This is a genomic window from Desertihabitans aurantiacus, from assembly GCF_003344635.1.
In the GTDB taxonomy this organism is placed as follows: Bacteria; Actinomycetota; Actinomycetes; order Propionibacteriales; family Propionibacteriaceae; genus Desertihabitans; species Desertihabitans aurantiacus.
In genome coordinates, this window is record NZ_QPKK01000013.1 from 1 (window position 1) to 24,665 (window position 24,665).

At 73.3% G+C, this 24,665-nt stretch carries 24 protein-coding genes; 10 read left to right on the forward strand and 14 right to left on the reverse strand.

The features are described from left to right. Positions 1-138 precede the first annotated feature (138 nt). The 3 genes from DVA66_RS02575 to mraZ all read right to left on the reverse strand — a co-directional run bounded on the left by DVA66_RS02575 (position 139) and on the right by mraZ (position 2,311). Positions 139-723 (reverse strand): hypothetical protein, encoded by a 585-nt coding sequence (locus tag DVA66_RS02575; RefSeq protein WP_114558638.1) that lies wholly within the window; start codon positions 721-723, stop codon positions 139-141. Beyond that, positions 720-1,697, reverse strand: coding sequence for a 16S rRNA (cytosine(1402)-N(4))-methyltransferase RsmH (gene rsmH / locus DVA66_RS02580; protein WP_269801583.1), 978 nt, complete (start codon positions 1,695-1,697; stop codon positions 720-722). The genes DVA66_RS02575 and rsmH overlap by 4 nt, the downstream gene beginning before the upstream one ends. Positions 1,698-1,882: 185 nt before the next feature. Continuing rightward, complete coding sequence (gene mraZ / locus DVA66_RS02585) at positions 1,883-2,311, reverse strand: division/cell wall cluster transcriptional repressor MraZ (protein ID WP_114125382.1); 429 nt, start codon at positions 2,309-2,311, stop codon at positions 1,883-1,885. 247 nt (positions 2,312-2,558) lie between these two features. Here mraZ and DVA66_RS02590 point away from each other — a divergent pair, with 247 nt between their 5' ends. Genes DVA66_RS02590 through DVA66_RS02600 form a run of 3 tightly spaced genes read left to right on the forward strand, consistent with a single transcriptional unit; the run spans position 2,559 to position 7,119 of the window. Next, on the forward strand, positions 2,559-3,536 hold the full coding sequence (locus DVA66_RS02590) for an AAA family ATPase (protein WP_332872852.1): 978 nt from the start codon (positions 2,559-2,561) through the stop codon (positions 3,534-3,536). A gap of 17 nt (positions 3,537-3,553) precedes the next feature. Further along, positions 3,554-4,822: a DUF58 domain-containing protein gene (locus tag DVA66_RS02595; protein WP_114558640.1), complete on the forward strand. Its 1,269-nt coding sequence runs from the start codon at positions 3,554-3,556 to the stop codon at positions 4,820-4,822. After that, positions 4,822-7,119 carry a transglutaminase family protein gene (locus DVA66_RS02600; protein ID WP_114558641.1) on the forward strand — a complete coding sequence of 766 codons (2,298 nt, stop codon included), beginning with the start codon at positions 4,822-4,824 and terminating at the stop codon, positions 7,117-7,119. The genes DVA66_RS02595 and DVA66_RS02600 overlap by 1 nt, the downstream gene beginning before the upstream one ends. A gap of 267 nt (positions 7,120-7,386) precedes the next feature. Here the strand turns inward: DVA66_RS02600 and DVA66_RS02605 are convergent, their stop codons facing one another. The 3 genes from DVA66_RS02605 to DVA66_RS02615 form a co-directional block, all read right to left on the reverse strand. Continuing rightward, entirely contained in the window at positions 7,387-7,779 is a 393-nt protein-coding gene (locus DVA66_RS02605; protein ID WP_114558642.1) for a DUF3040 domain-containing protein, read from the reverse strand. 101 nt (positions 7,780-7,880) lie between these two features. Beyond that, positions 7,881-9,161 carry a DNA polymerase IV gene (gene dinB, locus DVA66_RS02610; protein ID WP_232821711.1) on the reverse strand — a complete coding sequence of 427 codons (1,281 nt, stop codon included), beginning with the start codon at positions 9,159-9,161 and terminating at the stop codon, positions 7,881-7,883. 28 nt (positions 9,162-9,189) lie between these two features. Next, a complete protein-coding gene (locus tag DVA66_RS02615; protein WP_157973791.1) occupies positions 9,190-9,906 on the reverse strand; it encodes a methyltransferase in 717 nt (238 codons plus the stop codon). 159 nt (positions 9,907-10,065) lie between these two features. Here DVA66_RS02615 and DVA66_RS02620 point away from each other — a divergent pair, with 159 nt between their 5' ends. From DVA66_RS02620 to katG, 4 genes are read left to right on the forward strand one after another with little or no spacing between them, the layout of a single operon-like run. Then, positions 10,066-10,758, forward strand: a complete 693-nt coding sequence (locus DVA66_RS02620; RefSeq protein WP_114558644.1) for a polyamine aminopropyltransferase — start codon at positions 10,066-10,068, stop codon at positions 10,756-10,758. Next, positions 10,755-12,167, forward strand: coding sequence for a class II fumarate hydratase (locus DVA66_RS02625; RefSeq protein ID WP_114558645.1), 1,413 nt, complete (start codon positions 10,755-10,757; stop codon positions 12,165-12,167). The genes DVA66_RS02620 and DVA66_RS02625 overlap by 4 nt, the downstream gene beginning before the upstream one ends. Before the next feature lie 43 nt (positions 12,168-12,210). Beyond that, positions 12,211-12,651: a Fur family transcriptional regulator gene (locus tag DVA66_RS02630; RefSeq protein ID WP_114125390.1), complete on the forward strand. Its 441-nt coding sequence runs from the start codon at positions 12,211-12,213 to the stop codon at positions 12,649-12,651. A gap of 12 nt (positions 12,652-12,663) precedes the next feature. Then, positions 12,664-14,946 (forward strand): catalase/peroxidase HPI, encoded by a 2,283-nt coding sequence (gene katG / locus DVA66_RS02635; RefSeq protein ID WP_114558646.1) that lies wholly within the window; start codon positions 12,664-12,666, stop codon positions 14,944-14,946. 67 nt (positions 14,947-15,013) lie between these two features. On the opposite strand, the gene DVA66_RS02640 is transcribed toward katG, so the two are convergent. The 4 genes from DVA66_RS02640 to DVA66_RS02655 form a co-directional block, all read right to left on the reverse strand. Next, positions 15,014-15,673 (reverse strand): aggregation-promoting factor C-terminal-like domain-containing protein, encoded by a 660-nt coding sequence (locus tag DVA66_RS02640; RefSeq protein WP_198671414.1) that lies wholly within the window; start codon positions 15,671-15,673, stop codon positions 15,014-15,016. 102 nt (positions 15,674-15,775) lie between these two features. Further along, complete coding sequence (locus DVA66_RS02645; RefSeq protein WP_114558647.1) at positions 15,776-17,101, reverse strand: PhoH family protein; 1,326 nt, start codon at positions 17,099-17,101, stop codon at positions 15,776-15,778. 267 nt (positions 17,102-17,368) lie between these two features. Then, positions 17,369-18,844, reverse strand: coding sequence for a S10 family peptidase (locus DVA66_RS02650; RefSeq protein WP_114558648.1), 1,476 nt, complete (start codon positions 18,842-18,844; stop codon positions 17,369-17,371). 47 nt (positions 18,845-18,891) lie between these two features. After that, a complete protein-coding gene (locus DVA66_RS02655) occupies positions 18,892-19,701 on the reverse strand; it encodes an isoprenyl transferase (RefSeq protein WP_114558649.1) in 810 nt (269 codons plus the stop codon). A gap of 133 nt (positions 19,702-19,834) precedes the next feature. Here DVA66_RS02655 and trhA point away from each other — a divergent pair, with 133 nt between their 5' ends. Then, positions 19,835-20,539 (forward strand): PAQR family membrane homeostasis protein TrhA, encoded by a 705-nt coding sequence (gene trhA / locus DVA66_RS02660; protein WP_232821712.1) that lies wholly within the window; start codon positions 19,835-19,837, stop codon positions 20,537-20,539. Between the two features lie 352 nt (positions 20,540-20,891). Here the strand turns inward: trhA and DVA66_RS02665 are convergent, their stop codons facing one another. Both DVA66_RS02665 and mca read right to left on the reverse strand, forming a co-directional pair. Then, positions 20,892-21,122, reverse strand: coding sequence for a hypothetical protein (locus tag DVA66_RS02665; protein ID WP_114558650.1), 231 nt, complete (start codon positions 21,120-21,122; stop codon positions 20,892-20,894). A gap of 33 nt (positions 21,123-21,155) precedes the next feature. After that, positions 21,156-22,100: a mycothiol conjugate amidase Mca gene (gene mca / locus DVA66_RS02670; protein WP_114558651.1), complete on the reverse strand. Its 945-nt coding sequence runs from the start codon at positions 22,098-22,100 to the stop codon at positions 21,156-21,158. 58 nt (positions 22,101-22,158) lie between these two features. Here mca and DVA66_RS02675 point away from each other — a divergent pair, with 58 nt between their 5' ends. Both DVA66_RS02675 and greA read left to right on the forward strand, forming a co-directional pair. Continuing rightward, positions 22,159-22,575 (forward strand): DUF4307 domain-containing protein, encoded by a 417-nt coding sequence (locus tag DVA66_RS02675; protein WP_157973792.1) that lies wholly within the window; start codon positions 22,159-22,161, stop codon positions 22,573-22,575. A gap of 109 nt (positions 22,576-22,684) precedes the next feature. Then, positions 22,685-23,197 carry a transcription elongation factor GreA gene (greA, locus tag DVA66_RS02680; protein ID WP_114558652.1) on the forward strand — a complete coding sequence of 171 codons (513 nt, stop codon included), beginning with the start codon at positions 22,685-22,687 and terminating at the stop codon, positions 23,195-23,197. A gap of 86 nt (positions 23,198-23,283) precedes the next feature. Here greA and DVA66_RS02685 read toward each other — a convergent pair whose 3' ends face one another. Both DVA66_RS02685 and DVA66_RS02690 read right to left on the reverse strand, forming a co-directional pair. Continuing rightward, positions 23,284-23,676 (reverse strand): DUF2089 domain-containing protein, encoded by a 393-nt coding sequence (locus tag DVA66_RS02685; protein WP_114558667.1) that lies wholly within the window; start codon positions 23,674-23,676, stop codon positions 23,284-23,286. Positions 23,677-23,716: 40 nt separating this feature from the next. Further along, positions 23,717-24,634 (reverse strand): hypothetical protein, encoded by a 918-nt coding sequence (locus DVA66_RS02690; RefSeq protein ID WP_232821713.1) that lies wholly within the window; start codon positions 24,632-24,634, stop codon positions 23,717-23,719. Between the last annotated feature and the right edge of the window lie 31 nt (positions 24,635-24,665).

The window sequence follows — 24,665 nt, forward strand, 5'->3', positions numbered from 1 at the left end:
CCGCGGGCCGAGCCGGTGGCGCCGCGGTCGGTGGAGCCGGGACGGGCCTCACCGCCGGAGCGGCGCGAGCCGGAGCCCGTCGCGGGACGGGGGCGCCGGCTGGGGTGCGGACGCCGACCGGGCTGCGGGCTTCGGGGCTCAGTCATCGGCGTCCTCCTGCTCCTGCTGCCGCTTCTGCTCGCGCTGGGCCTGGGCCTGCTGCTCCTTCTTCCGCTGGGCCTGCTGCTGGGCGGCCTGCTCCGCCCGCTGCTGCTGGGCACGCTGCTGGGCGGCGGCTCGCTCGGCGGCCAGCCGGGACTGCGACTTGGTGACCAGGCTCTCCATCTCGTCGCCCTCGACCTCCTGCGGGTCACCGGTGACCTCGCCGGTCTCCAGGTCGATGAAGGCCGGGTAGGGGTTGGGGCGCATGCCGAGGTCGGAGGCGCGGGTGGCCAGCGTCGCGGGCGAGCGCGCCTCGTCGAGCTGGGTCTTCAGCTCGGCCTCGGTGTAGCTGAGCGAGGTCAGCTGCTGCTGCAGCGTCCGCACCTCCACCGCGTTGGTCTGCACGGTGGTGTTGAGCACCAGCAGCCCGGCCATGCCCAGGCCGAGGGTGGCGGCCAGCACCAGCAGGAACGGGACGCGGGAGAGCCGGGCCCGCACCGGGGCGGGGACCGGGGACAGGTGCGGTCGCCGCTGCGGACCCGGGTCGGGTCGGCGCGGCCCGACGTTCAGCAGTGCGCTCACGCGGCCTCCTTGATGCGCTCGGCGGCCCGCAACCGGGCCGAGCTGGATCGGGGGTTCTCCTGGATCTCCTGGGCGTCGGCCTTCTCCGCGCCGCGGGTGAGCAGGCGGAGCTCGGCCCGCATCGACTCGGGCACCACCGGCAGGTGCGGCGGCGCGGTGTCGGTGCTCGCGGCGGCGAGCACCCGCTTGACCATCCGGTCCTCCAGCGAGTGGTAGGCCAGCACGGCGATCCGCCCACCGACGGCGAGCGCGTCGACCGCGGCCGGCAGCACCCGCTCCAGCGCCGCGAGCTCGTGGTTGACCTCGATCCGCAGCGCCTGGAAGGTGCGCTTGGCCGGGTGCCCGCCGGTGCGGCGGGCGGCGGCCGGGATGGCGCGGGTGAGGGTCTCCACCAGCCGCGCGGAGGTCGTGAACGGCGCCACCTCGCGCTCGGCGACGATGGCGCGGGCGATCCGGTCGGCGAAGCGCTCCTCGCCGTAGGTGCGCAGCACCCGGGCCAGCTCACCGGCCGGGTAGGTGTTGACCACGGTGGCGGCGGTGAGCGGCTGGTGGCCGTCCATCCGCATGTCGAGGGGGGCGTCCACGGCGTAGGCGAAACCGCGCTCGGTGGAGTCGATCTGCAGCGAGGACAGCCCGAGGTCGAGCAGCACCGCCTGCACCCGCGGCTGACCGAGCCGGTCGAGCACCTCGGGCAGCTCGTCGTAGACGGCCTCCACCAGGGTGACGCGGTCGGCGACCGGGGCCAGCCGGCGCTCGGCCCGGGCCAGCGCCTCGGGGTCGCGGTCGAGCCCGATCACCCGGCTGCCCGGGCAGGCGGTGAGCAGGGCGAGGGTGTGGCCGGCGAGTCCGAGGGTGCCGTCGACGAAGACCGCGCCCTCGGTGCCGAGCACCGGGGTCAGCAGCTCCAGCACCCGGCGCTGCATCACCGGGACGTGGGTCCGGTCGTCCGGTCCCGGCCCGTCGCTGCTGCTCACCTCGACCCTGCCTCCTCGACCCCGGTCCGGACGTCGGGCTCACGCCGTGCACCGGGGTTTCAGTCCGAGGGCGGTGGGAAAGCGCCGCCTGGCACCGGGGAAGGTGCGCCAGCCGGCGTCCGCGCCTCGGGCTGAAACCGCGTCACACGGTGTGGGCCCCTGCATCGGTGAGGACGTGGACCCGGTCAGAGACCGGGGACCACCTCCTCGTTCATGTCGGCGAACGCCGACTCCTGCTCAGCGGAGTACTCCTGCCAGGTCTGGACGTCCCAGACCTCGACCCGATTGATCGCACCGATCACGACCACGTCCTTCTCCAGTCCCGCGTAGCTGCGCAGGTGGGGAGGGATGGTGATCCTGCCCTGCTTGTCCGGCGTCTCGTCCGATGCCCCGGCCGCCAGCATGCGCTGGTAGTCGCGGACCTGCTTGACGCTGGTCGGTGCGGAAGCAATCTCCGACGTCATCCGGACGAACGTGGCCATGGGGTAGATCGCCAGGGCGCGGTCCTGCGTCCTGGTGATGACCAGCCCCTCGGCCAGCTCCTCGCGGAACTTCGCCGGGAGGATCAGACGGCCCTTCTCGTCGAGCTTGGGGGTGTGCGTACCGAGGAACACCCGGATGCACCCCCTCGCCCCACATTCGCACCGCCTTGCTCCACTTTCCTCCACAGTACTCCACTTCGCCCCACTCGGCCACGCCACGCCGGTCGGGCGCCCCATTTCGCTCCCCCGTCGGGTCCCCGGGGTGCCGCAGGGCCCGGGGGGCTCGCGCCCGGACGGGGTCTAGGGAGGAGCACGTAGAGTGAGCGTCTGGGCCGGCAGGCGGCCCGCCACCCGTGCGAGCCCGGAGGAAGAGTTGAGCCTGGACCACGTCCGCCAGACGGCCCCCACCCAGACCCTCGACGACGTCATCGACGTCACCGGCCGCGTGCGCGCCGCGATCGAGACGGTGATCGAGGGCAAGCGCGACAGCATCGACCTGGCACTGGTGGTGCTGCTGGCCGAGGGGCACCTGCTGGTCGAGGACGTCCCCGGCGTCGGCAAGACCATGCTCGCCAAGGCGCTGGGCCGCTCGATCGACTGCACGGTGCGACGGCTGCAGTTCACCCCCGACCTGCTGCCCTCCGACATCACCGGCGTCTCGGTGTACAACCAGGAGCGGCGCGAGTTCGAGTTCAAGCCCGGCGGCATCTTCGCCAACATCGTGGTGGGTGACGAGATCAACCGCGCCTCGCCCAAGACCCAGTCCGCGCTGCTGGAGTCGATGGAGGAGCGCCAGGTCTCGGTGGACGGCACCACCTACCGGCTGGACGCGCCGTTCATGGTCGTCGCCACCCAGAACCCGATCGAGATGGAGGGCACCTACCCACTGCCCGAGGCCCAGCGCGACCGGTTCATGGCGCGGATCGAGATGGGCTACCCCACCGCCAGCGCCGAGCTGGAGATGCTGGAGCACCACGGCACCGCCGACCCGCTGGCCGAGCTGCGCCCGGTCACCGACGCCGCGACCGTGACGGGTCTGATCCAGGCGGTCAAGGAGGTCTACGTGGCGCCGGCGGTCAAGGAGTACGTGGTGGGCGTGGTGAACGCGACCCGGCACTCCCGCGACCTCCGTCTGGGCGCCTCCCCGCGCTCCTCGCTCAGCCTGCTCCGCGCCGCCCGCGCCCAGGCAGCGCTGGCCCGCCGCGACTACGTCACCCCCGACGACATCTCCTCCCTGGCCGTCCCCGTGCTGGCGCACCGGGTGCTGCCCTCCACCGAGGCGCAGCTGGCTCGCCGCAGCGCGTCGGAGGTCGTCACCGCGGCCGTGCACACCGTGGCCATCCCCGAACGGGCCTGACCCCCGGGGAGCTCGTGATGAGGAATCCGTGGCGACTGCTCACCTTCCGCGGCCGCGTCTTCGTGGTGGCCGGGGTGGCCGTCGGCGCCCTGGCCGCGCTGATCGGGCAGCGCGACGTCGTGTGGATCGGGCTGCTGCTGGTGCTGCTGCCGTTCACCGCGGCGTTCCTGGTGGCGCGGACCCGGCTGCGGCTGTCCTGCGAGCGCGCCGTGGTGCCCAGCCAGATGGCGATCGGTGAGTCCGCGGTGGGGCGGCTGGTGCTGGAGAAGACCGGACCGATCCCCTACGGCATCCTCCGCTTCGAGGACTACGTCCCGCGCCACCTCGGGGTGCGGCCCCGCTTCACCGTGCAGACGCTGGCCTCCCACTGGCGCCGCGAGTTCACCTACCCGCTGCAGGGCTCGGTCCGCGGCCGCTACAGCACCGGGCCGCTGATGGTCCGCAGCAGCGACCCGCTGGGGCTGGCCCAGCTCGACCGTTCCTTCCACGCCACCTCGGAGGTGATGGTGACCCCCCGGATCTTCCCGCTGGAGGAGATGCGCAACGCCGGCGGCGGCGGCGCCACCGGCGAGTCCCGCCCGCAGCGGCTGGGCGTGGTCGGCCAGGACGACGTGCTGGTGCGCGAGTACCGCCACGGCGACGACGTCCGCCGGGTGCACTGGCGCTCCACCGCCCGCCGCGGGGAGCTGATGGTGCGCCGCGAGGAGCAGGCCTTCGACCCGAGCGTCACGGTGATGCTCGACTCGCGGGCCAGCGCCCACGGCGGCCACGGCAAGGACTCCTCCTTCGAGTGGGCGGTCTCGGCCGCCGCCTCGGTCGCCATGCACTTCCTCACCGACGGCTTCGAGCTCAACCTGCTGGAGACCCGCGGCCCGCTGACCATGGTCGGCGACCTCAGCAGCAACCAGGTGACCACCCGCCACAACGTGGTGCACAAGCTGACCGACATCACCACCACCAGCGAGGCCACGCTGCGCCCGATGATCGACGCCGCACTGGTGCACCAGGGCAGCCAGCTGGTGGTCGCCGTGCTCGGCCGGCTGACCCGCGGCGAGGTGGAGCAGCTCGAGCGCACCCGCCACAACAGGGCCGCCGGGCTGGCGCTGGTGGTGGACGCCGACAGCTTCGCCATCCGCTCCGAGCGGGCCGACGCCGAGGTGCGCGAGGAGCACGCCCGGGCCGTCGCGCTGCTGCGCGAGCACCGCTGGCGGGTGGTCACCGCCGACCGCACCCGCACGGTGACCGACACCTGGGGTGATCTGGAACGACTCGGGGAGCTGGTCTGATGCGTGCCACCGACCGCAGTGCCGTCGCCGTCTTCCTCTCGGTGACGCTGGCCAGCCTGACGCTGCTGCCACTCACCCAGGACACCTCCTACATCCCGCTGGGTGTGGTGATCACGCTCGCGGTGACCCTCGTCGGCGCCGTGGTGCGCCGGATCGGCCTCGGCAACGGGGTGGTGCTGGGCGTCCAGGCGCTGGTGCTGCTCGCGTTCGTGGCCGGCATCGCCTGGTCGCTGGGCGGCACGGAGGGGAACCTGCTGGCCCAGGTGGGCGGGCTGTACTCCTCCGCGGCCGAGCACATGCGCACCCAGGCCGCGCCGATGATCCCCCACCCGGGCGTGAAGCTGCTGCTGGTCAGCGCGATCGGCGTGGTGGCCGTGCTCACCGACGTCCTGGTGGAGGGCATCGAGCGTCCGGCCTGGGCGATCGCCCCGCCGCTGACGCTGTACCTGGTGCCGGCGCTGGGGCTGAACGACGACCTCACCTGGTGGCCGTTCGTGCTGCTGGCGCTCGGCTACGCGGTGGTGCTGCTGAGCGAGGGGCTGACCGCGGCCACCCGGTGGCCGCGGGCGGTCGGCACCCCGGACCACCCGCAGTCCGACCAGGGCCTGCACGTCGGCTACGCGGCCCGGGCCGCGGCGATGGTGGTGGTCCCGGTGCTGCTGGCGACCGTGCTCATCGGCGCCGTGCTGCCGCTGCCGGGCCAGCTGGGCTGGGGGGTCGGGGCCGGACGCGGCGCCCAGGGCCCGATCCAGATGACCGATCCCACGCTGGACCTCAAGCGCAACCTCACCCAGCCCGAGAACTACACGGTGCTCTCCTACCAGACCGACGCCCCCAGCGGGTCCTACCTGCGGATGGCGAGCCTCCCGGTGTTCAACGACGCGGGCTGGCAGAGCGCCGGGGTGTCGCTGCAGCCGGGCACGACCCTGCCGCCGCCGCCGGGGCTGACGGTCGAGGCGGCCCGCGAGCGGACCACCGAGATCCAGGTGGGTGACTTCCGCTCGGAGTACCTGCCGCTCCCCTACGCCCCGCGCAGCGTCGGCGTGGAGGGCGAGTGGGCCTACGACCCGCAGTCGATGATGATGCTCGCCACCGGGCAGGACCGGGTGGAGGCGACCCGCAACCTCAGCTACCAGGTGACCAGTCTCGACATCGAGCCCGACGGCGAGCGGCTGTCGACGGCCGAGGCCGGCGCCCCGGTGGATGCGAACCTCACCGCCGCGCTGCCGCCGGACCTGCCGCCGGAGATCATCGACGTGGCCCTGGAGCGGACCGCCGACGCGAGCACACCGGCGCTCAAAGCCGCGGCGCTGCAGGAGTGGCTGCGCTCCTCCGACTTCACCTACAGCACCGAGCAGGCCCAGGGCACCACCTACGAGCAGCTGAGCGACTTCCTGGTCGAGGACCGCCGGGGCTACTGCGAGCAGTTCGCCGGCGCGATGGCGGTGATGGCCCGCGTGGTGGGGATCCCCAGCCGGGTGTCGGTGGGCTTCCTGCCGGGCGAGCGGATCGCCAACGGGTTCGAGGTGCGGGTGCGCGACATGCACGCCTGGCCCGAGCTGTACTTCGAGGGCGAGGGCTGGGTGCGCTTCGAGCCGACCCCGGCCGTCGTCACCGGCAACGCCCCGCCGTGGACCATCGCCGGCACCAACCAGGGCGGCACCTCCACCGAGGAGGGTGCCGACCCGTCGTCTGAGCCGGTGCCGAGTGCGGAGGAGAGCACCCCGCCGCCGCCCTCGCCGACCCCGAGCGACTCCGCCAGCGCCCCGGCCGGGCCGGGTGGCGGTTTCCCGTGGGGCCGGGTGGCCCTGGCCGGTGGCGTGCTGCTCGGCGTGCTGGCGCTGATGTCGCTGCCGGCCGTGCTCCGGCTGCGTCGCCGGCGGGCCCGGCTGGACCACAGCGGCGAGATCGTCGACCGGGTGGAACGGGCTTGGGCCGAGCTGCGCGACACCGCCCGCGACATCGGCCATCCCTGGCCGAGCGGGTCGCCACGCAGCATCGGCGCCGAGGTCTCGCGCGGACTGGACGCCGGCTCCGGCCGGGCGATGACGGCGATGTCGCAGCTGGTCGAGCGGGCCCGCTACGCCCGCAGCCTGGAGACCCACGCCAACGTCACCGGGTTGACCCAGGAGGTGCTGGACGGGATGACCGCCCCGCTGAGCTGGGACAGCAAGCTGCTGGCCTGGATCTGGCCGCGCTCGCTGTTCACCGGGCTGAGCTGGCAGCTGCCGGAGCGGCTGCGCGTCTGGGAGCGGCTGCGCTGGCCGGAGAGGCTCACCCCGCCCTGGCGCCGCTGACGTCGCGCTGCCGCACCTCCCCCACCTCCGGCTGGTTCGAGGTGATGGCGCACTCCCCGGCGCGCGACATCACCTCGAACCGCCGATGGCGACGGTGCGCCGCGGTCCTTCCGCTGGTTCGAGGTGATGGCGCACTCCCGGGCGTGCGGGATCACCTCGAACCGCAGGGTGGAGGGCGGACGCGGGCGCTGGTGCGGAGGTGCACGGAAAGCACGAGACCCGCGGACAGCGTCCGCGGGTCTCGTCAGGTTCGGGGAAGGAGGCGGGTCAGAAACCCTCGTCCTGGCGTCGCCGCCAGCGCTCCTCCATCTTGTCCATGAAGCCGGCGTTCGGTCCGCCGGATCCGGGGGTGCGGGTGGGGTCGGGACGGCGGCTGTCCTGCCCGACGCCGTCCTCGCTGGGACGCCAGGCCGTCACGGCGACCGCCACCGAGGCGAACATCAGCACGAACCCGATGACGCTGACCCACCACTGGGTCTGCAGACCGGCCAGCAGCAGCGCCACTCCGGCGAAGAACCCGACACCGGCCAGCGCGGCTCGCCGCCGGTGCACCCCTCGTCGGTTGGTGCCGCGCAGCGTGTGAGCCAGCTTGGGGTCCTCGGCCGCGAGCGCGGCCTCCATCTGCTCGAGGAGCCGTCGCTCTTCCTCGGAGAGGGCCATCCGTCACCTCCGGACTGATCGGGGGTTGTCCCCTTTGACGGCCCGTCCCGGGCTCGCGGAACAAAGTCTAGGTCGCGGTGGGGTGCAAAGAAACTCCCGGGTCACGCCGGTTCCAGCGGATCCTCCGGCCGGGCACCAGCCGGGCCGCGTCGCCGGGTCGTCGCCCCCTCCACCACCTGCTCCGAGAGGCGCTGCGGACGTCCTCCGTCGTTCTCCGGCGGCCGGGCCCGGGTCAGCACCGCCCGCTGCACCGCCGCCGCTCCGAACCGGCGGGTGGCGGCGTCGATGGCCTCCTCGGCCTCCCGCCAGCCGCGGTCCGGCTCGGTCAGCTCCGGCTGGCGGTAGGCCTCGGCGCGCTCGACCAGGCCCTCGACCCGGACCCCGACCCGCCGGATCCGCACCCCCTGCAGCCCGAGGCGGGCATACAGCGCCACCGCCTGGGCGTAGATCTCCTCGGTCACGTCGGTGGGCCCGGGCACGGTGGCCGAGCGGGTGAGGGAGGTGAAGTCGGCGAACCGCAGCGAGATGGTGACGGTCCGGCCCAGCACGCCGGCCCGCCGCAACCGGGTGGCGGTCCGGTCGGCCATCCGCAGCAGCTCCCGCCGCACCTGCACCGGGTCGACGATGTCGGCGGGGAGGGTGTGCTCGCTGCCGAGGCTGCGCTCGGGCGCCCGGCCGACCACCACCCGTTCGTCGCGACCCCAGGCCAGCCGGGCCAGGTGGCTGCCGGCGTGCGGCCCGAAGGCCCGTCGCAGCGTCTCCTCCGGGGTGTGGGCCAGCTCGGCTACGGTGCGCAGCCCGAGCCGGTGCAGCTTCTGCGCCGTCGCCTCCCCCACACCCCACAGCCGCTCCACCGGCAGCGGGTGCAGGAACTCCACCACGCCGTCGGCCGGCACCTCGAGCAGGCCGTCGGGTTTGCAGGCCTGGGAGGCCAGCTTGGCCACGAACTTGTTGGGCCCGATCCCCACCGAGCAGGTGATCTGCTGCTCGTCGGCCACCGCCGCCCGCAGGGCCTCCCCGATCGCGACGGCGCTGCCGAACATCCGCAGGCTGCCGGTGACGTCGAGGAACGCCTCGTCGATCGAGGCCGCCTCGACCACGGGGGTGAACCGGTCGAAGACCGCCATCACCGAGCGGGACACCGCGGAGTAGTCCTCCATCCGCGGCGGCAGCGAGACCAGCGTCGGGCAGAGCCGTCGCGCGGCGGCGACCGACATGCCCGAGCGGACGCCGGAGGCGCGGGCCTCGTAGGTGGCCGAGAGCACCACCCCACGCGTCGCCCCGCCGACGATCACCGGCCGGCCCACCAGGTCGGGACGCTGCCGCAGCTCGACCGAGGCGTAGAAGGCGTCCATGTCGACGTGCATGACGACCCGGCTCACGACCACACCTCCGGCCGGCGGGACGGGATCAGCCGGGGGTGGCGAGGAAGTGCACCCAGGGGGCGACCGAGGCGAAGGCGGGATCCTCGCTGACCTCGCGCTCGAGCGCGAGCAGCTCGCGGTAGCGGTCCGGACCCTCCAGGTGCCGTTCGGGCACGTGCTCGGAGATGGCGCCGATCCCGTGCACCGCGCGGACGTCCCAGCCGGCCTCCTCCAGCAGCCGCTGCACCCGCGTCCGGTCCAGCATCCGGGCGTCGGCCCAGGTGCGGCGGGCGTGGGCGAAGTCGCCGGAGACCGCCTGGCTGACCACCACCGGGTGCCGCTGGGCCACCAGCAGGCTGAGCGCGCCCTGCTCGTGCAGCACCCCGGCGATGTCGGCCAGACCCTGCCGGGGGTCGGGCAGGTACTCCAGCACCCGGTGGCAGACCACGACATCGGTCGAGGACGGCCCGAGCAGGCTGGACAGATCGCCGGTGTCGCCCTGCAGGGCCGTGATGTAGTCGGTGAGGTCGGCCTCGGCGGCACGCCGCTGCAGCGCGGCCAGCGCGTCCGGACTCGGGTCGACCACCGTCACCGTGTGCCCCTGGGCGGCCAGCCCGACCGCCAGCCCACCGGTGCCGCCGCCGATGTCGACGACGCTGGCGCTCCGGCCCCCGACCCGGCTCTGCCACTCCGCGAGCTGGCTCTCGAGCAGGTCGGTGAGGAAGGTCTGCGCGACCGACCGGGAACGGCGGTGCTCCGACATCTGCCCTCCTCGACGACGTGCCGACCGGCGCCCGGCCATGGCACCGCCAGCCTAGTGGCGGACGGCGCCACCCGCGGAAGCGGATCGAATCGAACACACGTTCATGGTAGGCCCTGGCGCCGACAGTGTGCCGCAGCCGGCCTCGGTAGGGTCGCCGGGATGGAGGAGCTGCGCACTCTGGCCCGGCACACCGGCCCGCACGGCGAGCTGGCGCTGCGGCTGCGCACCGGGCCCGACGGCGAGGTGCACGAGCTGGTCGTCGACGGCGCCTTCGCGATGGACAGCCGGGAGACCGCCTCGGAGCGCCGGCTGGCCGGGCTGGTCGCCGAGCACGGCGCCCTGGGACGGGTGCTGGTCGGTGGGCTCGGGCTGGGCTACACCGCCACCGCGCTGCTGGAGGCCGGGGCCGGGCGGGTGGAGGTCGTCGAGCTGGAGGCGGCGCTGGTGCGGTGGGCCCGCGAGGGCGTCACCCCGCAGCTGGGTGCGCTGGCCACCCACCCCCGCTGCCGGTTGCACGTCGACGACGTGGCCCGCTGGATCGCGACGGCGGAGCCCGGCAGCCTGGACGCCGTCGTGCTGGACGTCGACAACGGCCCCGACTTCCTCATCCACCCCGGCAACGCCGAGCTGTACCAGACGCCGCGGCTGGCCGCTGCGCTCCGGCTGCTGCGCCCCGGCGGCGTCCTCGTCGTGTGGTGCCAGCACCGGACGCCGCAGCTGCGCGAGCGGCTCTCCGAGCTCGGCCCGACCACCGAGGAGGTGGTGCCCGTCGAGCGCGAGGGCCACCGCCTGGAGTACGCCCTCTACACCGTGCGGGCCGACCCCTCGGGCACGGCTATCGTGCAGCCATGACGACGCAGAACCCCGAGACCGACGTCCGCATCGAGCACGACACCATGGGCGAGGTGCGGGTCCCCGCCCGGGCGCTGTACCGGGCGCAGACGCAGCGGGCGGTGGAGAACTTCCCGATCTCGGGCACCCCGATCGAGCCGGCGCTGATCCGCGCGCTGGCCACCATCAAGGGGGCCGCGGCCGGTGTCAACGCCGAGCTGGGGGTGCTGGACGCCGAGATCGCGGCGGCCATCACCGCGGCGGCCGCCGAGGTGGCCGAGGGACGTCACGACGCCGAGTTCCCCATCGACGTCTTCCAGACCGGCTCGGGCACGTCGTCGAACATGAACACCAACGAGGTGGTCTCCACGCTGGCCAGCCGCGCGCTGGGCCACGACGTCCACCCCAACGACCACGTCAACTGCTCCCAGTCCAGCAACGACGTCTTCCCCAGCGCGATCCACATCGCCGCCACCCGCTCGCTCACCGAGGAGCTGCTGCCGGCGCTGGAGCACCTGGCCGGCACGCTGCGCACCAAGTCCGCGGAGTTCGCCGAGGTGGTCAAGAGCGGCCGCACCCACCTGATGGACGCCACGCCGGTCACCCTGGGCCAGGAGTTCGGCGGCTACGCCCGTCAGGTCGAGCTGGGCGCCGAGCGCGTTCGTGCCGCGCTCCCCCGGGTCGCCGAGCTCCCGCTGGGCGGGACGGCCGTCGGCACCGGGATCAACACGCCGGCCGGGTTCGCGGCCAAGGTGATCGCCAGCATCGCCGAGCAGACCGGGCTGCCGCTGACGGAGGCCGCCGACCACTTCGAGGCGCAGGGCGCCCGCGACGCGCTGGTCGAGGCCTCCGGGGTGCTGCGCACCATCGCGGTCAGCCTGACCAAGATCGCCAACGACCTGCGCTGGATGGGCTCGGGCCCGACCGCCGGGCTGGGCGAGATCGCCCTGCCCGACCTGCAGCCCGGCTCCTCGATCATGCCGGGCAAGGTGAACCCGGTGATGTGCGAGGCCACCCTGATGGCCTGCGCCCAGGTGATGGGCAACGACGCGACGGTCGGCATCGCGGGCGCGGCGGGCAACTTCGAGCTCAACGTCATGCTGCCGGTGATCGCCCGCAACCTGCTGGAGTCGATCCGGCTGCTGTCCTCGGTCAGCGTGCTGCTGGCCGACCGCTGCGTGGCAGGGATCACCGCCAACGAGGAGCACTGCCGGGCGCTGGCGGAGTCCTCGCCCTCCATCGTCACCCCGCTCAACCGCTACATCGGCTACGAGAACGCCGCGAAGGTCGCCAAGACCGCGCTCAAGGAGGGCAAGACCATCCGCCAGGTGGTCGTCGAGTCCGGGTTCGTCGAGCAGGGACGCCTCACCGAGGAGCAGCTCGACACGGCGCTGGACGTGCTGTCGATGACCCGGGCACCGCAGGCCTGATCCTTTTCTTGACTCGTTCCAGAAAAGACAGCAGACTGCGGCCGTGGTCACCGAGCCGGAGCTGCACCCGCTGCTGAGGGCAGCCGGGTTGCGCGTCACCCGCCCGCGGGTGGCGGTGCTGCAGGCGGTGCACGCCGCCCCGCACGCCGACACCACCGAGCTCCTCCACCGCACCCGGCAGACCCTGCCCGAGGTGTCGCAGCAGGCCGTCTACGACGTGCTCGCCGCGCTCACCGACGCGGGTCTGGTCCGCCGGTTGCACGCCGGGGGTTCGGTGGCCCGCTACGAGGCACGGGTGGACGACAACCACCACCACCTGCTGTGCCGCTCCTGCGGCACGATCGTCGACGTCGACTGCGCCGTCGGGCCCGCCCCCTGCCTGGCCCCCGACGACGCCCACGGATTCACCGTCGAGCAGGCCGAGGTCGTCTACCGCGGCCTGTGCGCCTCCTGCTCCTCCGCACCCGACCCCGTCACCACCTGAGGAAGGACCGTCATGACCGACCAGAACGACGCCCCGGAGCCCACGCCGGGCAACGCCCAGGGGCTGGACGCCAAGACCGAGGGCGGCTGCCCGGTCGCGCACGGCAGCGTCACCTCCCACGGCAGCGAGAGCGAGAACCCCGCGATCGACTCGCCCACCCCGGTCAACCCGCGCCCGCGCACCAACCAGGACTGGTGGCCCAACCAGCTCGACCTGTCGGTGCTGCACGCCCACCACCCGGCCGGCAACCCGCTCGGCCCGGACTTCAGCTACCGCGAGGCCTTCGCGACCCTGGACGTCGAGGCGCTCAAGCGCGACATCGTCGAGGTGCTCACCACCCCGCAGGACTGGTGGCCGGCCGACTTCGGCCACTACGGCGGCCTGATGATCCGGATGAGCTGGCACGCCGCCGGCACCTACCGGGTGCACGACGGCCGTGGCGGCGCCGGTGACGGCGGGCAGCGGTTCGCCCCGCTCAACAGCTGGCCCGACAACGCCAACCTCGACAAGGCGCGCCGGCTGCTGTGGCCGGTCAAGCAGAAGTACGGCCAGGCGCTGTCCTGGGCCGACCTGCTCGTGCTGGCCGGCAACGTCGCGATGGAGTCGATGGGCTTCAAGACCTTCGGCTTCGCCTTCGGCCGCGAGGACGTCTGGCAGCCCGAGGAGATCTTCTGGGGTCCCGAGGACACCTGGGTCGGCGACGAGCGCTACCTCGGCGAGCAGGAGATGAGCGAGGGCGTCGGCTCCACCGAGATGGGTCTGATCTACGTCAACCCCGAGGGCCCGGCCGGCAACTCCGACCCCAGGGCGGCCGCCTGGTTCATCCGCGAGACCTTCAAGCGGATGGCGATGAACGACGAGGAGACCGTCGCGCTGATCGCCGGTGGGCACACCTTCGGCAAGACCCACGGCGCCGGACCCGCCGACGACCACGTCGGCCCGGAGCCGGAGGGCGCCCCGCTGGAGGCCCAGGGCCTCGGCTGGCTCAGCAGCTACGGCAGCGGGAAGGGCGGCGACACCATCACCTCCGGTCTCGAGGTCACCTGGACCGACCGCCCCACCGAGTGGAGCAACCGCTTCTTCGAGATCCTCTTCGGCCACGAGTGGGAGCTCACCGAGAGCCCGGCCGGGGCCAAGCAGTGGGTGGCCAAGGACGGCGAGGCGATCATCCCCGACGCCTTCGACCCCGAGAAGAAGCACCGGCCCACCATGCTCACCACCGACCTGGCGCTGCGGGTCGACCCGGTCTACGAGAAGATCTCGCGGCGCTTCCTGGAGAACCCCGACGAGTTCGCCACCGCCTTCGCCAAGGCCTGGTACAAGCTGCTGCACCGTGACATGGGCCCGGTGGGGCCGCACATGCTCGGTCCGTGGGTGCCGGAGCCGCAGCTGTGGCAGGACCCGGTGCCGGCCGTCGACCACCCGCTGGTCGACGAGGCCCGGGTGGCCGAGCTCAAGCAGCGCCTGCTCGACTCCGGTCTGTCGGTCTCCCAGCTGGTCTCGTTGGCCTGGGCCTCGGCGGCCACCTTCCGCAAGACCGACAAGCGCGGCGGGGCCAACGGCGCCCGGATCGCGCTGGAGCCGCAGCGCGGCTGGGCGGTGCACGCCGACGTCCAGGACGCCCTGGCCACCCTCGAGCGGCTGAAGCAGGAGTTCGACGGCGCCCAGACCGACGGCACGCGCATCTCGCTGGCCGACCTGGTCGTGCTCGGTGGCTGCGCCGCGGTGGAGCAGGCGGCCCGCGAGGCCGGTGTCGAGGTGGTCGTGCCGTTCCGTCCGGGACGGACCGACGCCACCCAGGAGCAGACCGACGTCGAGGCGGTCGGCTACCTCGAGCCCCGCGCCGACGGGTTCCGCAACTGGGTCGGCGAGGGCCAGAAGCTGCGTCCGGAGACCCTCCTGCTGGACAAGGCCTACATGCTCGACCTCTCCGCACCGGAGATGACGGTGCTGCTGGGCGGTCTGCGGGTGCTGGGGGCGAACGCCGGTGGCTCCGCGCACGGCGTCCTCACCGGGCGTCCGGGGGCGCTGACGACCGACTTCTTCGTCAACCTGCTCTCCCCCGGGGCGAAGTGGCAGAAGAGCGGCGAGGACGGCGTCTACGAGATCAGCGACGCCACCACCGGTGAGCTGCGCTGGACCGCCACCGCGGTCGACCTGGTGTTCGGCTCGAACTCCCAGCTGCGCGCGCTCTCGGAGGTCTACGCCAGCGCGGACGCGGGTGAGAAGTTCGTCCGCGACTTCGTGGCCGCCTGGGTGAAGGTCAGCGAGCTGGACCGCTTCGACCTGCGCTGAGCGCACCGAACCCCTGCCGACGCGGTGGGCTGTCCCCCGACGGCCCGCCGCGTCGGCGTCTCTGGGGTCAGTACCAGTTGTGGGCCCGGTGGAAGGACCAGGCCCGGCACGGTGTGGAGTAGCGCTGCTCGATGTAGTCGAAGCCCCACCGCAGCTGGGTCGCCGGGTTGGTGCGCCAGTCGTCCCCGGCGGTGGCCAGCTTCTCCGCCGGCAGGGCCTGCACCAGCCCGTACGCCCCGGAGCCCGGGTTGACCGCGAGCGGGTCCCAGGACGACTCCTGGGTGATCAGCGCATCGATGCACCCCCACTGCTCGCCGTCCCAGCCGTGGCGGGAGGCGGCCAGCTGGCGGGCGATCTGGCGGGGGTCGGTGAGGTCGGGGTCGTAGCCGGCCCGCTCGGCCTCACGCCGGGCGCGTTCCAGGTCGGCGGTCAGACGCTCGTCGACCTCGCGCAGGGTCTCCGCCCGGGCAGCCGCCTCGGCCTCCAGCACCGCCTCGTCCACCGGGACGCGGGTGCTGGCCCGGGAGAACGCGTCCTCCACCGCCGCCCGGCGCGCCGCCCCCTCCACGTCCCCGCTCGAGACCGTGCCGCGCGCCGGTGCGGGCTGCTGGCCGTGCACGTCGGGGGCTGACGCCGAGGCCCAGGGCCGCACCAGCAGCACCACCACGGTGAGGACCAGGGTCGCCACCACCACCACGGCAGCACGGAGCAGTCGAGGGGCAGGCATCCGCAGCAGACTGGCAGATGAGAAGTTCTTGGTCAACTCTCAGGTGCTGCACGGTTTCTGACGGCCGGGGTGGCCCGTGGCGCGGGCCACCCCGAGAACCGGTCAGCCGAGGGGTTCGCCCTCCAGCATCTCCGTCACCAGCGCCGCGATCGGCGAGCGCTCCGAGCGGGTCAGCGTGATGTGGGCGAACAGCGGGTGGCCCTTGAGCTTCTCCACCACCGCGACCACGCCGTCGTGGCGGCCCACCCGCAGGTTGTCGCGCTGGGCGACGTCGTGGGTGAGCACCACCCGGGAGTCCTGCCCGATCCGGCTGAGGACCGTGAGCAGGACGTTGCGCTCCAGCGACTGGGCCTCGTCCACGATGACGAACGCGTCGTGCAGCGAGCGTCCGCGGATGTGGGTCAGCGGCAGCACCTCGAGCATCCCGCGGTCGAGCACCTCGTCGATGACGTCGCGGCCGGCGACCGCGCCGAGGGTGTCGAAGACCGCCTGGGCCCAGGGCGCCATCTTCTCGTGCTCGGTGCCCGGCAGGTAGCCCAGGTCCTGCCCGCCGACGGCGTAGAGCGGCCGGAAGACGACCACCTTGGAGTGCTGGCGACGCTCCAGCACCGCTTCCAGACCGGCGCACAGCGCGAGCGCCGACTTGCCGGTGCCGGCCCGGCCACCCATGGAGACGATGCCGATGCTGGGGTCGAGCAGCAGGTCGAGGGCGATCCGCTGCTCGGCCGAGCGCCCGTGCAGCCCGAAGGCCTCCCGGTCGGGCTTGACCAGCCGGAGCTGCTTGCCCGGCGTCACCCGGGCCAGCGCCGACGTGCCGTTGCCGAGCACCACGACACCGGTGTGGCAGGGCAGGTCGCGGGCGGCGTCGGAGTCGATGACACCCTCGGCGTAGAGCGCGTCCACCTCGGCCGGGCTGGCCGCCAGCTCGGCCATCCCGGTCCAGCCCGAGGCCGGGGCCAGCTCGGCCCGGTACTCCTCGGCCGGCAGGCCCACCGCGCTGGCCTTGACCCGCATCGGCAGGTCCTTGCTGACCAGCACCACGTCGCAGCCCTCGGCCTGGAAGTTCAGCGCCACCGCCAGGATCCGCGAGTCGTTGTCGCCCAGCCGGAAGCCGGCCGGCAGCACCGTCGGGTCGGTGTGGTTGAGCTCGACGCGCACCGTCCCCCCGCTGTCGGTCACCGGGACCGGGGCGTCCAGCCGGCCGTGGGCGATCCGCAGGTCGTCCAGCTGCCGCAGCGCCGAGCGGGCGAAGTAGCCGAGCTCGGGGTGGTGCCGTTTCGCCTCGAGCTCGGTGATCACCACCACCGGCAGGACCACGTCGTGCTCGGCGAACCGTGACAGCGCCCGCGGGTCGCTGAGCAGCACGGAGGTGTCGATGACGTAGGTCCTGCGACCGGACGCGGGCGTCGCGGCGGATTCGATCGTCACAGTGAGTCCTTGTCCGGGACCGCACGTCACCACCCGCCGGCCCCACGGTGCTACGTGGTCAGCCGGGTGGCCTGCCGTGGCCGCCGAAGCAGCCGGTGGTGTCCATGCAGTGCGCCTCCGGACGGGCAGCTTCCCCACTCCCCGTGACCCCGACGCTACGCCCGTCGGGGCGCCGACCCCGGCCCGGACACGCCGGGGACGGCTCCGTCACCGAGTCGTCATCCGCCTGCTGCCCGGCCGTCATCCGGACCGCCGCGGGGAGCGCGCTCAGCGGTGGCTGCGGCGGCGGACGAAGTCGGCCAGGTCGGCGCTCTGGCGCACCCGGCTCTCCTCGTGCACGTACATCATGTGGCCGGCCTCGTAGTAGCGGTGCTCGATGTTGGCGCGCAGCTCCTCCGGCACCCGCAGGTGGGCGATCGAGTCCTCCGCGCAGGAGTAGGGCGTCGCGCCGTCGTAGTAGCCGTAGGCCACGTGCACGGCCAGGTGCGGGTTCTGCCGCATCGCCCGGGCCAGCCGGTCGGTGACGACCACCGGGGAGTTCTCGAACTCGCGGTAGCTCCACTGCTCGATGACCCCCTTGCCGAACACCCGGAACGGGGTGTCCAGGCGCACTCCGAGGTCGTGGTGCAGGTAGTGCTGGTAGGCCGCGGCGTAGGGGCCGAGGATGGCGTCCATCGACGGGTCGGCGTCCATCTGCTCCGCGATCGCGCTGGCGGCCGGGCCGGTGAAGCGGGAGTCCAGCCGTCCGACGGTGAGCCCCTCGTCGCGGCGCAGCTCGCCGAAGTAGCGCCAGTGCTCGATCCGCAGGTCGGCCCGGTCCACGTAGTCCTCGCTGAGCCCGGTCAGCCGGGCCACCGTGGCGACCGCGCGCGCCCGCTCCCCGGCCTCCAGCCGGGAGCCGCGGGCCAGCACGTAGGGGTACTCCCGGGCGGCGTACTGCTCCGCCTCGGCCAGCACCTCGGCGAGCGGGCGGTCGCCGTGCCGGCCGTGGTAGTGCGCGGTGGCGGCGTAGAAGGGCAGGTAGAGCGCGACGGCGCGGTCGTTGCCGCGCTCGAAGTTGAGCACCCCGAAGTCGAGGACGGTGGAGATCAGCAGCAGCCCGTTGAGGTACATCCCGTACTCGCCCTGCAGGTGGGCGGCCAGCGCGGCGGCCCGGGTGGTGCCGTAGGACTCCCCGGCCAGGAACTTCGGCGAGAGCCAGCGCCCCTCGGCGCTGACCCACTGCCGGATGATCTCCCCCACCGACTCCAGGTCGGCGGTGAAGCCGTGGAAGTCGCGGGCCTTCTGCCCCTCCACGACCCGCGAGCGACCGGTGGAGACCGGGTCGATGAAGACCAGGTCGCTGACGGCGAGCAGCGACTCGGGGTTGTCGGCCACCGCGTACGGCGGCGTCTCCAGCGCACCGGCATCGCCCATCAGCACCCGGCGCGGGCCGAGCAGGCCCATGTGCAGCCAGACGCTGGAGGAGCCGGGGCCGCCGTTGAAGGCGAAGGTCACCGGGCGGGTGGTCGGGTCGGCGTCGTCGGCGGTGTAGACGGTCACCCCGACATGGGCCCGCGGGCGGCGGCCCTTGGAGACGCCGTCCTCGACGTGATCCTCCCACAGCACCACGCTGCCGGCGCGGGCGGTGTAGGCCAGCGGACCGTCGGGGGTCTGCAGCTGGTGGCGGGTGGTGACCAGCTCGTCGGCGACGGCGGTCGGCGGCTCGGGCTCGGCGGGCGCGCTCGGGGCTGGCTCGGTCATGTCAGCCGACCCTAGCGACCTGCTCCGACGACGCCGCGCGCACCGCCTCAGCGGCCGAAGCGGCGCTCCCGGCTGGCGTAGGAGCGCAGCGCCCGGACGAAGTCGACCTTGCGGAAGTCGGGCCACAGCGCGTCGCAGAACCAGAACTCGCTGTGCGCGGACTGCCACATCAGGAACCCTGACATCCGCTGCTCGCCGGAGGTGCGGATGATGAGGTCGGGGTCGGGCTGGCCGCTGGTGTAGAGGTGCTCGGCGATCTCGTCGATCTCCAGGGTCCGGGCCAGCTGCTCGATCGAGGTGCCGCGGCGGGCGTGGTCGGCCAGCAGCGAGCGGACCGCGTCGCGCAGCTCGTGGCGGCCGCCGTAGGAGACGGCGATGTTGATGTGCATGCCCTCGATGTGGCGGGTCTCCTGGTCGGCCACCCGCAGCCGCTCGGCGGTGGCCTCGGGCAGCAGGTCGAAGGCCCCCACCGGTTTCACCGGCCAGCGCCCGGCGTCCACGAGGTCGGCGACCATCTGCTCGATCACCTCCAGCAGCGGCTCCACCTCCTCGTCGGTGGTGCGGCCGAAGTTGTCGGTGGACAGCACCCACAGCGTCACCACCCGGATGCCGGCCTCGTCGCACCACTCGACGAACTCGCGCAGCTTGCGCGCCCCGGCGCGGTAACCGGCGACCAGGGGCTGGCCGGGGGCGTTGAGGCGGGCCCAGCGCCGGTTGCCGTCGGCCAGCACCGCGACGTGGCGCGGCAGCCGGCGGGGGTCGATCTCGGCCAGCAGCCGGTGCTCGTAGGTGCTGTAGAGCAGCCCGGCGGGGTGCAGGCGGTCGAGCCACTCCCGGACCCGCAGCGCTCGCACCATGGGTCGGACTCTACGCGCTGGGTACCTGGAGGTGCTGCGCGCCGGCCTTGACGCGCGGCGCTGACGACCTACTATTCCTACGGTGCCGTAGGTTACGGTCACGTAGCTGGAACCGCACCGAGGTGCGGAGGAGGTGGTGGAGCCGGTGGCGACCTGGTCCTCGTCCAAGGACTCCGGGACCGACCCCATCAGCGGGGCGGTCCGCGAGATCAAGCCGCGGCTGCGCGGCTGGCTGCACTTCGGGATGACGCCGCTGGCCGGCATCGCCGGGGTCGTGCTGGTGGTGCTGGCCCCCACCGCGGCGGGCCGCATCGGCGGCGCGGTGTTCCTGGCCGCCTCGCTGCTGCTGTTCGGCACCAGTGCGCTCTACCACCGCTTCTACTGGAGCCCTGCCGGCGAGGCGGTGCTGCGGCGGATGGACCACGCGAACATCTTCGTCTTCATCGCCGCCACCTACACCCCGATGGCGCTGACCATGCTCACCGGCGCCTCCCAGGCCGTCCTGCTGGTGCTGATCTGGTCGGTGGCGCTGCTCGGCCTGGTGTTCCGGATCGCCTGGCTGGGGGCGCCGCGCTGGCTCTACACCGTGCTCTACCTCGGCATGGGCTGGGGCGCGCTGGGATGGTTGCCGCAGTTCTACCGCAGCGGTGGACCCGTCGTGCTCGGTCTGGTGGTGGCCGGCGGCCTGCTCTACTCCCTCGGCGCGGTGGTCTACGCCCGCAAGCGGCCCAACCCGTCCCCGCGCTGGTTCGGGTTCCACGAGATCTTCCACGCCGCCACCATCGGCGCCTTCGCCTGCCACTACGCCGCGATCAGCATCACCACCTACGCCCACTGACGCCCGGCCGCGCCACGGCGGGTCGGCTCAGGTGGTCAGGCGCTCGATCGTCTGCCGGGTGAGCCTGCGCTGCTCCTGGCCGTGGTTGCTGCGCGTCCGGCCTCCCCACGCGAAGACCAGCCGGACGTGACGGCTCACCCGTGGAGGGTAACCAGGGGGTGCCGGCGCATCCGCACCGGTGCCCGGCCCCGAACCAGGACCGGCCGAGCCAGCTGCGGGTCCGCGGACCCCGAGGAGGACGACGACGTGACGAAGAGCAAGACCTGGTGGATCTGGATCTTCCTGGCCGGGATCGTGGTGGTCGCCGTGCTGCTCACCTCGTTGTACTTCGCGAACAACTGACCTCCCGCGCTCAGCCGCGCCGGCGACCGTCCTGCTCGCCGGCGCCCGGCCCGTCGCCCCCGGCTCCCGGGTCGTGGGCCGCACCGTCCCCGGCGTCCGGGCTGTCGGGGCTCTGCGCCGACCAGTTGGCGTGCAGCCGCTTCATCTGGCGCTGCATCAGCACGAACAGCACCCCGGCGATCGCCACCATCACGACGACGAGCACCAGCGGGGTCCAGTCCGACGGCACGTCCAGCTCCATGCCGGCGACCCTACCCTGGGCCGGCTGATCGGCTCAGCCGACGGCGGGGACGGCGATACCGGCGAACAGGTCGTCCTCCAGGCCGCCCTCTGGGCGGGTCGGGCCGATCCGGCTCTGCGCCAGCTCGAAGTCCTCGGTCGGCCACACCTCGGTCTGCACGTCGAGCGGCACGGCGAACCAGGCCCCGTGGGGGTCGACCTGGGTGGCATGGGCCAGCAGCGCGGCGTCGCGGACGGAGAAGTACTCCGCGCACGGCACCCGGGTGGTGATCCGGTCCTGGTGGGCGGGGTCGCGGGTCCAGTCCTTCATCCGCTCGGCGTAGGGCGACTCCAGCCCGTGCCGCAGCATCGCCTCGTGCAGCGCGAGCATGCGGTCGTAGTGGAAGGAGAAGTGGTAGTACAGCTTGCTCGCCGCCCACGGCTCGCCGAGCTCGGGGAAGGCCTGCGGGTCGGCCGCCGCCTCCCACGCCGCCACGCTCACCCGGTGGCACATGATGTGGTCGGGGTGGGGGTAGCCGCCGTTCTCGTCGTAGGTGGTGATGACGTGCGGGCGGAACTCCCGGATCACCCGCACCAGCGGCGCGCAGGACTCCGCCGGGTCGGTCAGCCCGAAGCAGCCCTCCGGCAGCGGGGGCAGCGGGTCGCCCTCGGGCAGCCCGGAGTCGACGAAACCGAGCCAGACCTGCTCGACGCCCAGCAGCTGACGGGCCCGTTCCATCTCGGCCCGCCGTACCTCGGTGATGTTGGCCAGGATGTCGGGACGCTCCATCGCCGGGTTGAGGATCGAGCCCCGCTCCCCGCCGGTGCAGGTGGCGACCAGCACCTGCACGCCCTCGGCCACGTAGCGCGCGGTGGTGGCCGCACCCTTGCTCGACTCGTCGTCGGGGTGGGCGTGCACGTGCAGCAGGCGCAGCGGCTCCCCGTCGGCGTCGACGCGCAGCGGCGTGGTGGTGCGGGGACGGGAGGATCGGTCGAGCACGGGCGAAAGGCTAGCCCGAGGGGTCGGGGCGCCTGAGCCGGAGTGGGAGGATGGACGGGTGCCCGAGCCCGTCCCGACCCTGACCGACGCCGACCGGGAGCGGATCCGGCGGCGCTACCCGCGGTCCTGGTTCGCCCGGCCGGCCGGGTTGGCGGGGCTCGCCGTCACCGCCGTGCTGCTGCTGGCCTGGCTGGTGTGGGCCGGGCTCGACCAGTCCACCCCCGAGGTCAGCGGACGGGTGGACCGCTACACGATCAGCGACACCCACCTCGACGTGACGGTGAGCATCCAGCGCCCCGACCCGGGGGTGCGGGCGTCCTGCCTGCTGGTGGCCTCGGCGCAGAACTTCGAGCGGGTCGGCGAGGTGGAGGTGGTGCTGCCCCCCGGCGGCGAGCCGCTGGTGCAGCAGGACGTCCGGGTGCGGACCTTCCGGCGGGCCTCCACCGCGAGCCTGGAGGACTGCTCCGCCGGATGAGCCCGCCCCGCCCCCACCGGCGGGTGCGGCGTCTGAGAAGATGCCAACGACAGGCTGAGGGTCGCCTGACCCCTTCGGTCGCTGGTGTCTGCGCTGCTAGGGTCTCCCGATGGACAAGACCGACGCGAACACCATCTGGTTGACCCAGGAGGCGTACGACAAGCTCACCCAGGAGCTGGACCACCTCATCAACGTGGGTCGCGACGAGGTGTCCCAGCGCATCGCCGCTGCACGCGACGAGGGCGACCTCAAGGAGAACGGCGGGTACCACGCCGCCCGTGAGGAGCAGGGCCAGATGGAGGCCCGGATCCGCCAGCTGCAGGACATGCTGCGCCGCGCCGAGGTGGGTGAGCAGCCCGACGACCCCGACGAGGTGGCCGCGGGCACGCAGGTGACCATCGCCTTCGACGGCGACACCTCCGACACCGACACCTTCCTGCTGGGCTCGCGCGAGGTGCTCGGGCTGGACGAGGCCGCCGACACCGTCAACGTGTACAGCCCGCAGTCGCCGCTGGGCACCGCCATCCTCGGCAAGAAGAAGGGGGACGAGGTCACCTACGAGGCCCCCAACGGCCGCCCGATCTCGGTGACGATCATCGGCGTCGAGCCCTTCCGCTCCTGACCACCCGGGCCGACCCGACCGCCGACCTCGCGCACGACGCCCCGGACCGCCTCAGGGTCCGGGGCGTCGTGCGTGTTCGGCCGCGCTCAGGAGGACAGCAGCCGCTGCGCCTCCTCCGGCGTGGTCCGACCGGCTGCCACGTCGGCCAGCACCTGCTCCCGGTCGACCTGCGGGGCCGGCTCGCCCAGGCCGAGCTTGTCGAGCAGCCGGGTGAACCGCTGCCGCGCCGTCGGGTAGGAGACGCCGAGGTGCTTCTCGACCTCGCGCAGGTTGCCCCGCGAGGCGAGGAAGACGTTGAGGGTCTCGCGGTCCTCGGCGCTGAGCGCGCAGAACTGGCACTGCTGGAAGAACCCGGCGAGCTCGGTCCCGCAGCCCGGGCAGCCGAGCCGCGTCACCTCCAGCCGCTGCGCGCACACCGGGCAGGTGCTGGGAGCGGGGTGCAGCCCGTGGTGCCCGTGCCGGGCGGTCTGCTCGCTCATCGGCGCCACCCCCGTCCGGCCCGGGTCGCCCGCGGGGCCGTCACGCGGTGCCCACCCGGACCGAGGCGTGACCCATCACCACGCCGACGTCGAGCCGGGCGTTGCCCTGGCCCATGACCACCTCGTCGCCGGCGCCGGTGTGACCGCCGGACCAGCTGACCTTGCCGAGCTGGGCGTCGGAGCGGATGGTGACGTTGGAGCGGTCGTCGAGCTCGATGGTCAGCGAGCCGGACTCCACCTTGACCCGCGAGCGGCCGGTGCGCAGGGCCCCGGTGAGGGTGGCCTGGCCGGCCTGCACCAGGGCGTCGTTCACCTCGGCCACCTCGCTCATCCTGGCCCCCCCGGCGGTGACCCGGATCCGGCCCAGCCACGGCACCTTCTCGGTGGTCAGGCTGCCGGCGGTCACCTCGGCGTCGACGGCCAGCACCGGGTTGACCCGGACCACCAGCTCCTTGCCCAGGCCCATCGCGCGGACGTCGTCCAGGCTGCGCGGCGGGCGGAGCACCGAGAACCCGTCGAAGGACGGGCCGACCTCGCCCTCGCTGGTGATCTCCAGCACGTCGCCGTTGCGGCGGACCACGTTGGGCCCGTCGACGGCGGCGGTGCTCACCTTGCGGTCGCCGATGATGCGGACCCGCCGGCCCACCGTGCGCACCGAGACCCGGTCCACGCCGTTGACGCTGCCGCGGTCGGGGGCGGAGAGGTCCTCCTGCTCCCGGGGCCGCGCCGGCTCCTCGGCGGCGCCGGTCGGCGTGGGATCGGGCTCGTCGGTGCCGGCGTCGTCCTCGACCAGCGGCCAGACCCGCTCGGAGGTGTGGGTGGCGTGCTGGGGACGTCCGTGCTGGACGTCCTCGACGGGCTCGGCCTTGAGGGCGTCGATCCGTCGGGCGGCTTCGGCCGGGGTGAGGCGGCCGGCGGCGAGGTCCTCGAGGATCGGACCCAGGTCAGGTTGGCTCATGCCACGAATCTAAACCCGACTTGCCACACTG

Excerpts from the sequence above, each read along its gene's own strand:
- DVA66_RS02595 (WP_114558640.1), top strand. The coding sequence starts at position 3,554 with ATGAGGAATCCGTGGCGACTGCTCACCTTCCGCGGCCGCGTCTTCGTG.
- DVA66_RS02600 (WP_114558641.1), top strand. The coding sequence starts at position 4,822 with ATGCGTGCCACCGACCGCAGTGCCGTCGCCGTCTTCCTCTCGGTGACG.
- DVA66_RS02605 (WP_114558642.1), bottom strand. The coding sequence starts at position 7,779 with ATGGCCCTCTCCGAGGAAGAGCGACGGCTCCTCGAGCAGATGGAGGCC.
- DVA66_RS02615 (WP_157973791.1), bottom strand. The coding sequence starts at position 9,906 with ATGTCGGAGCACCGCCGTTCCCGGTCGGTCGCGCAGACCTTCCTCACC.
- DVA66_RS02620 (WP_114558644.1), top strand. The coding sequence starts at position 10,066 with ATGGAGGAGCTGCGCACTCTGGCCCGGCACACCGGCCCGCACGGCGAG.
- DVA66_RS02625 (WP_114558645.1), top strand. The coding sequence starts at position 10,755 with ATGACGACGCAGAACCCCGAGACCGACGTCCGCATCGAGCACGACACC.
- katG (WP_114558646.1), top strand. The coding sequence starts at position 12,664 with ATGACCGACCAGAACGACGCCCCGGAGCCCACGCCGGGCAACGCCCAG.
- DVA66_RS02640 (WP_198671414.1), bottom strand. The coding sequence starts at position 15,673 with ATGCCTGCCCCTCGACTGCTCCGTGCTGCCGTGGTGGTGGTGGCGACC.
- DVA66_RS02650 (WP_114558648.1), bottom strand. The coding sequence starts at position 18,844 with ATGACCGAGCCAGCCCCGAGCGCGCCCGCCGAGCCCGAGCCGCCGACC.
- DVA66_RS02655 (WP_114558649.1), bottom strand. The coding sequence starts at position 19,701 with ATGGTGCGAGCGCTGCGGGTCCGGGAGTGGCTCGACCGCCTGCACCCC.
- DVA66_RS02665 (WP_114558650.1), bottom strand. The coding sequence starts at position 21,122 with ATGGAGCTGGACGTGCCGTCGGACTGGACCCCGCTGGTGCTCGTCGTC.
- greA (WP_114558652.1), top strand. The coding sequence starts at position 22,685 with ATGGACAAGACCGACGCGAACACCATCTGGTTGACCCAGGAGGCGTAC.
- DVA66_RS02685 (WP_114558667.1), bottom strand. The coding sequence starts at position 23,676 with ATGAGCGAGCAGACCGCCCGGCACGGGCACCACGGGCTGCACCCCGCT.
- DVA66_RS02690 (WP_232821713.1), bottom strand. The coding sequence starts at position 24,634 with ATGAGCCAACCTGACCTGGGTCCGATCCTCGAGGACCTCGCCGCCGGC.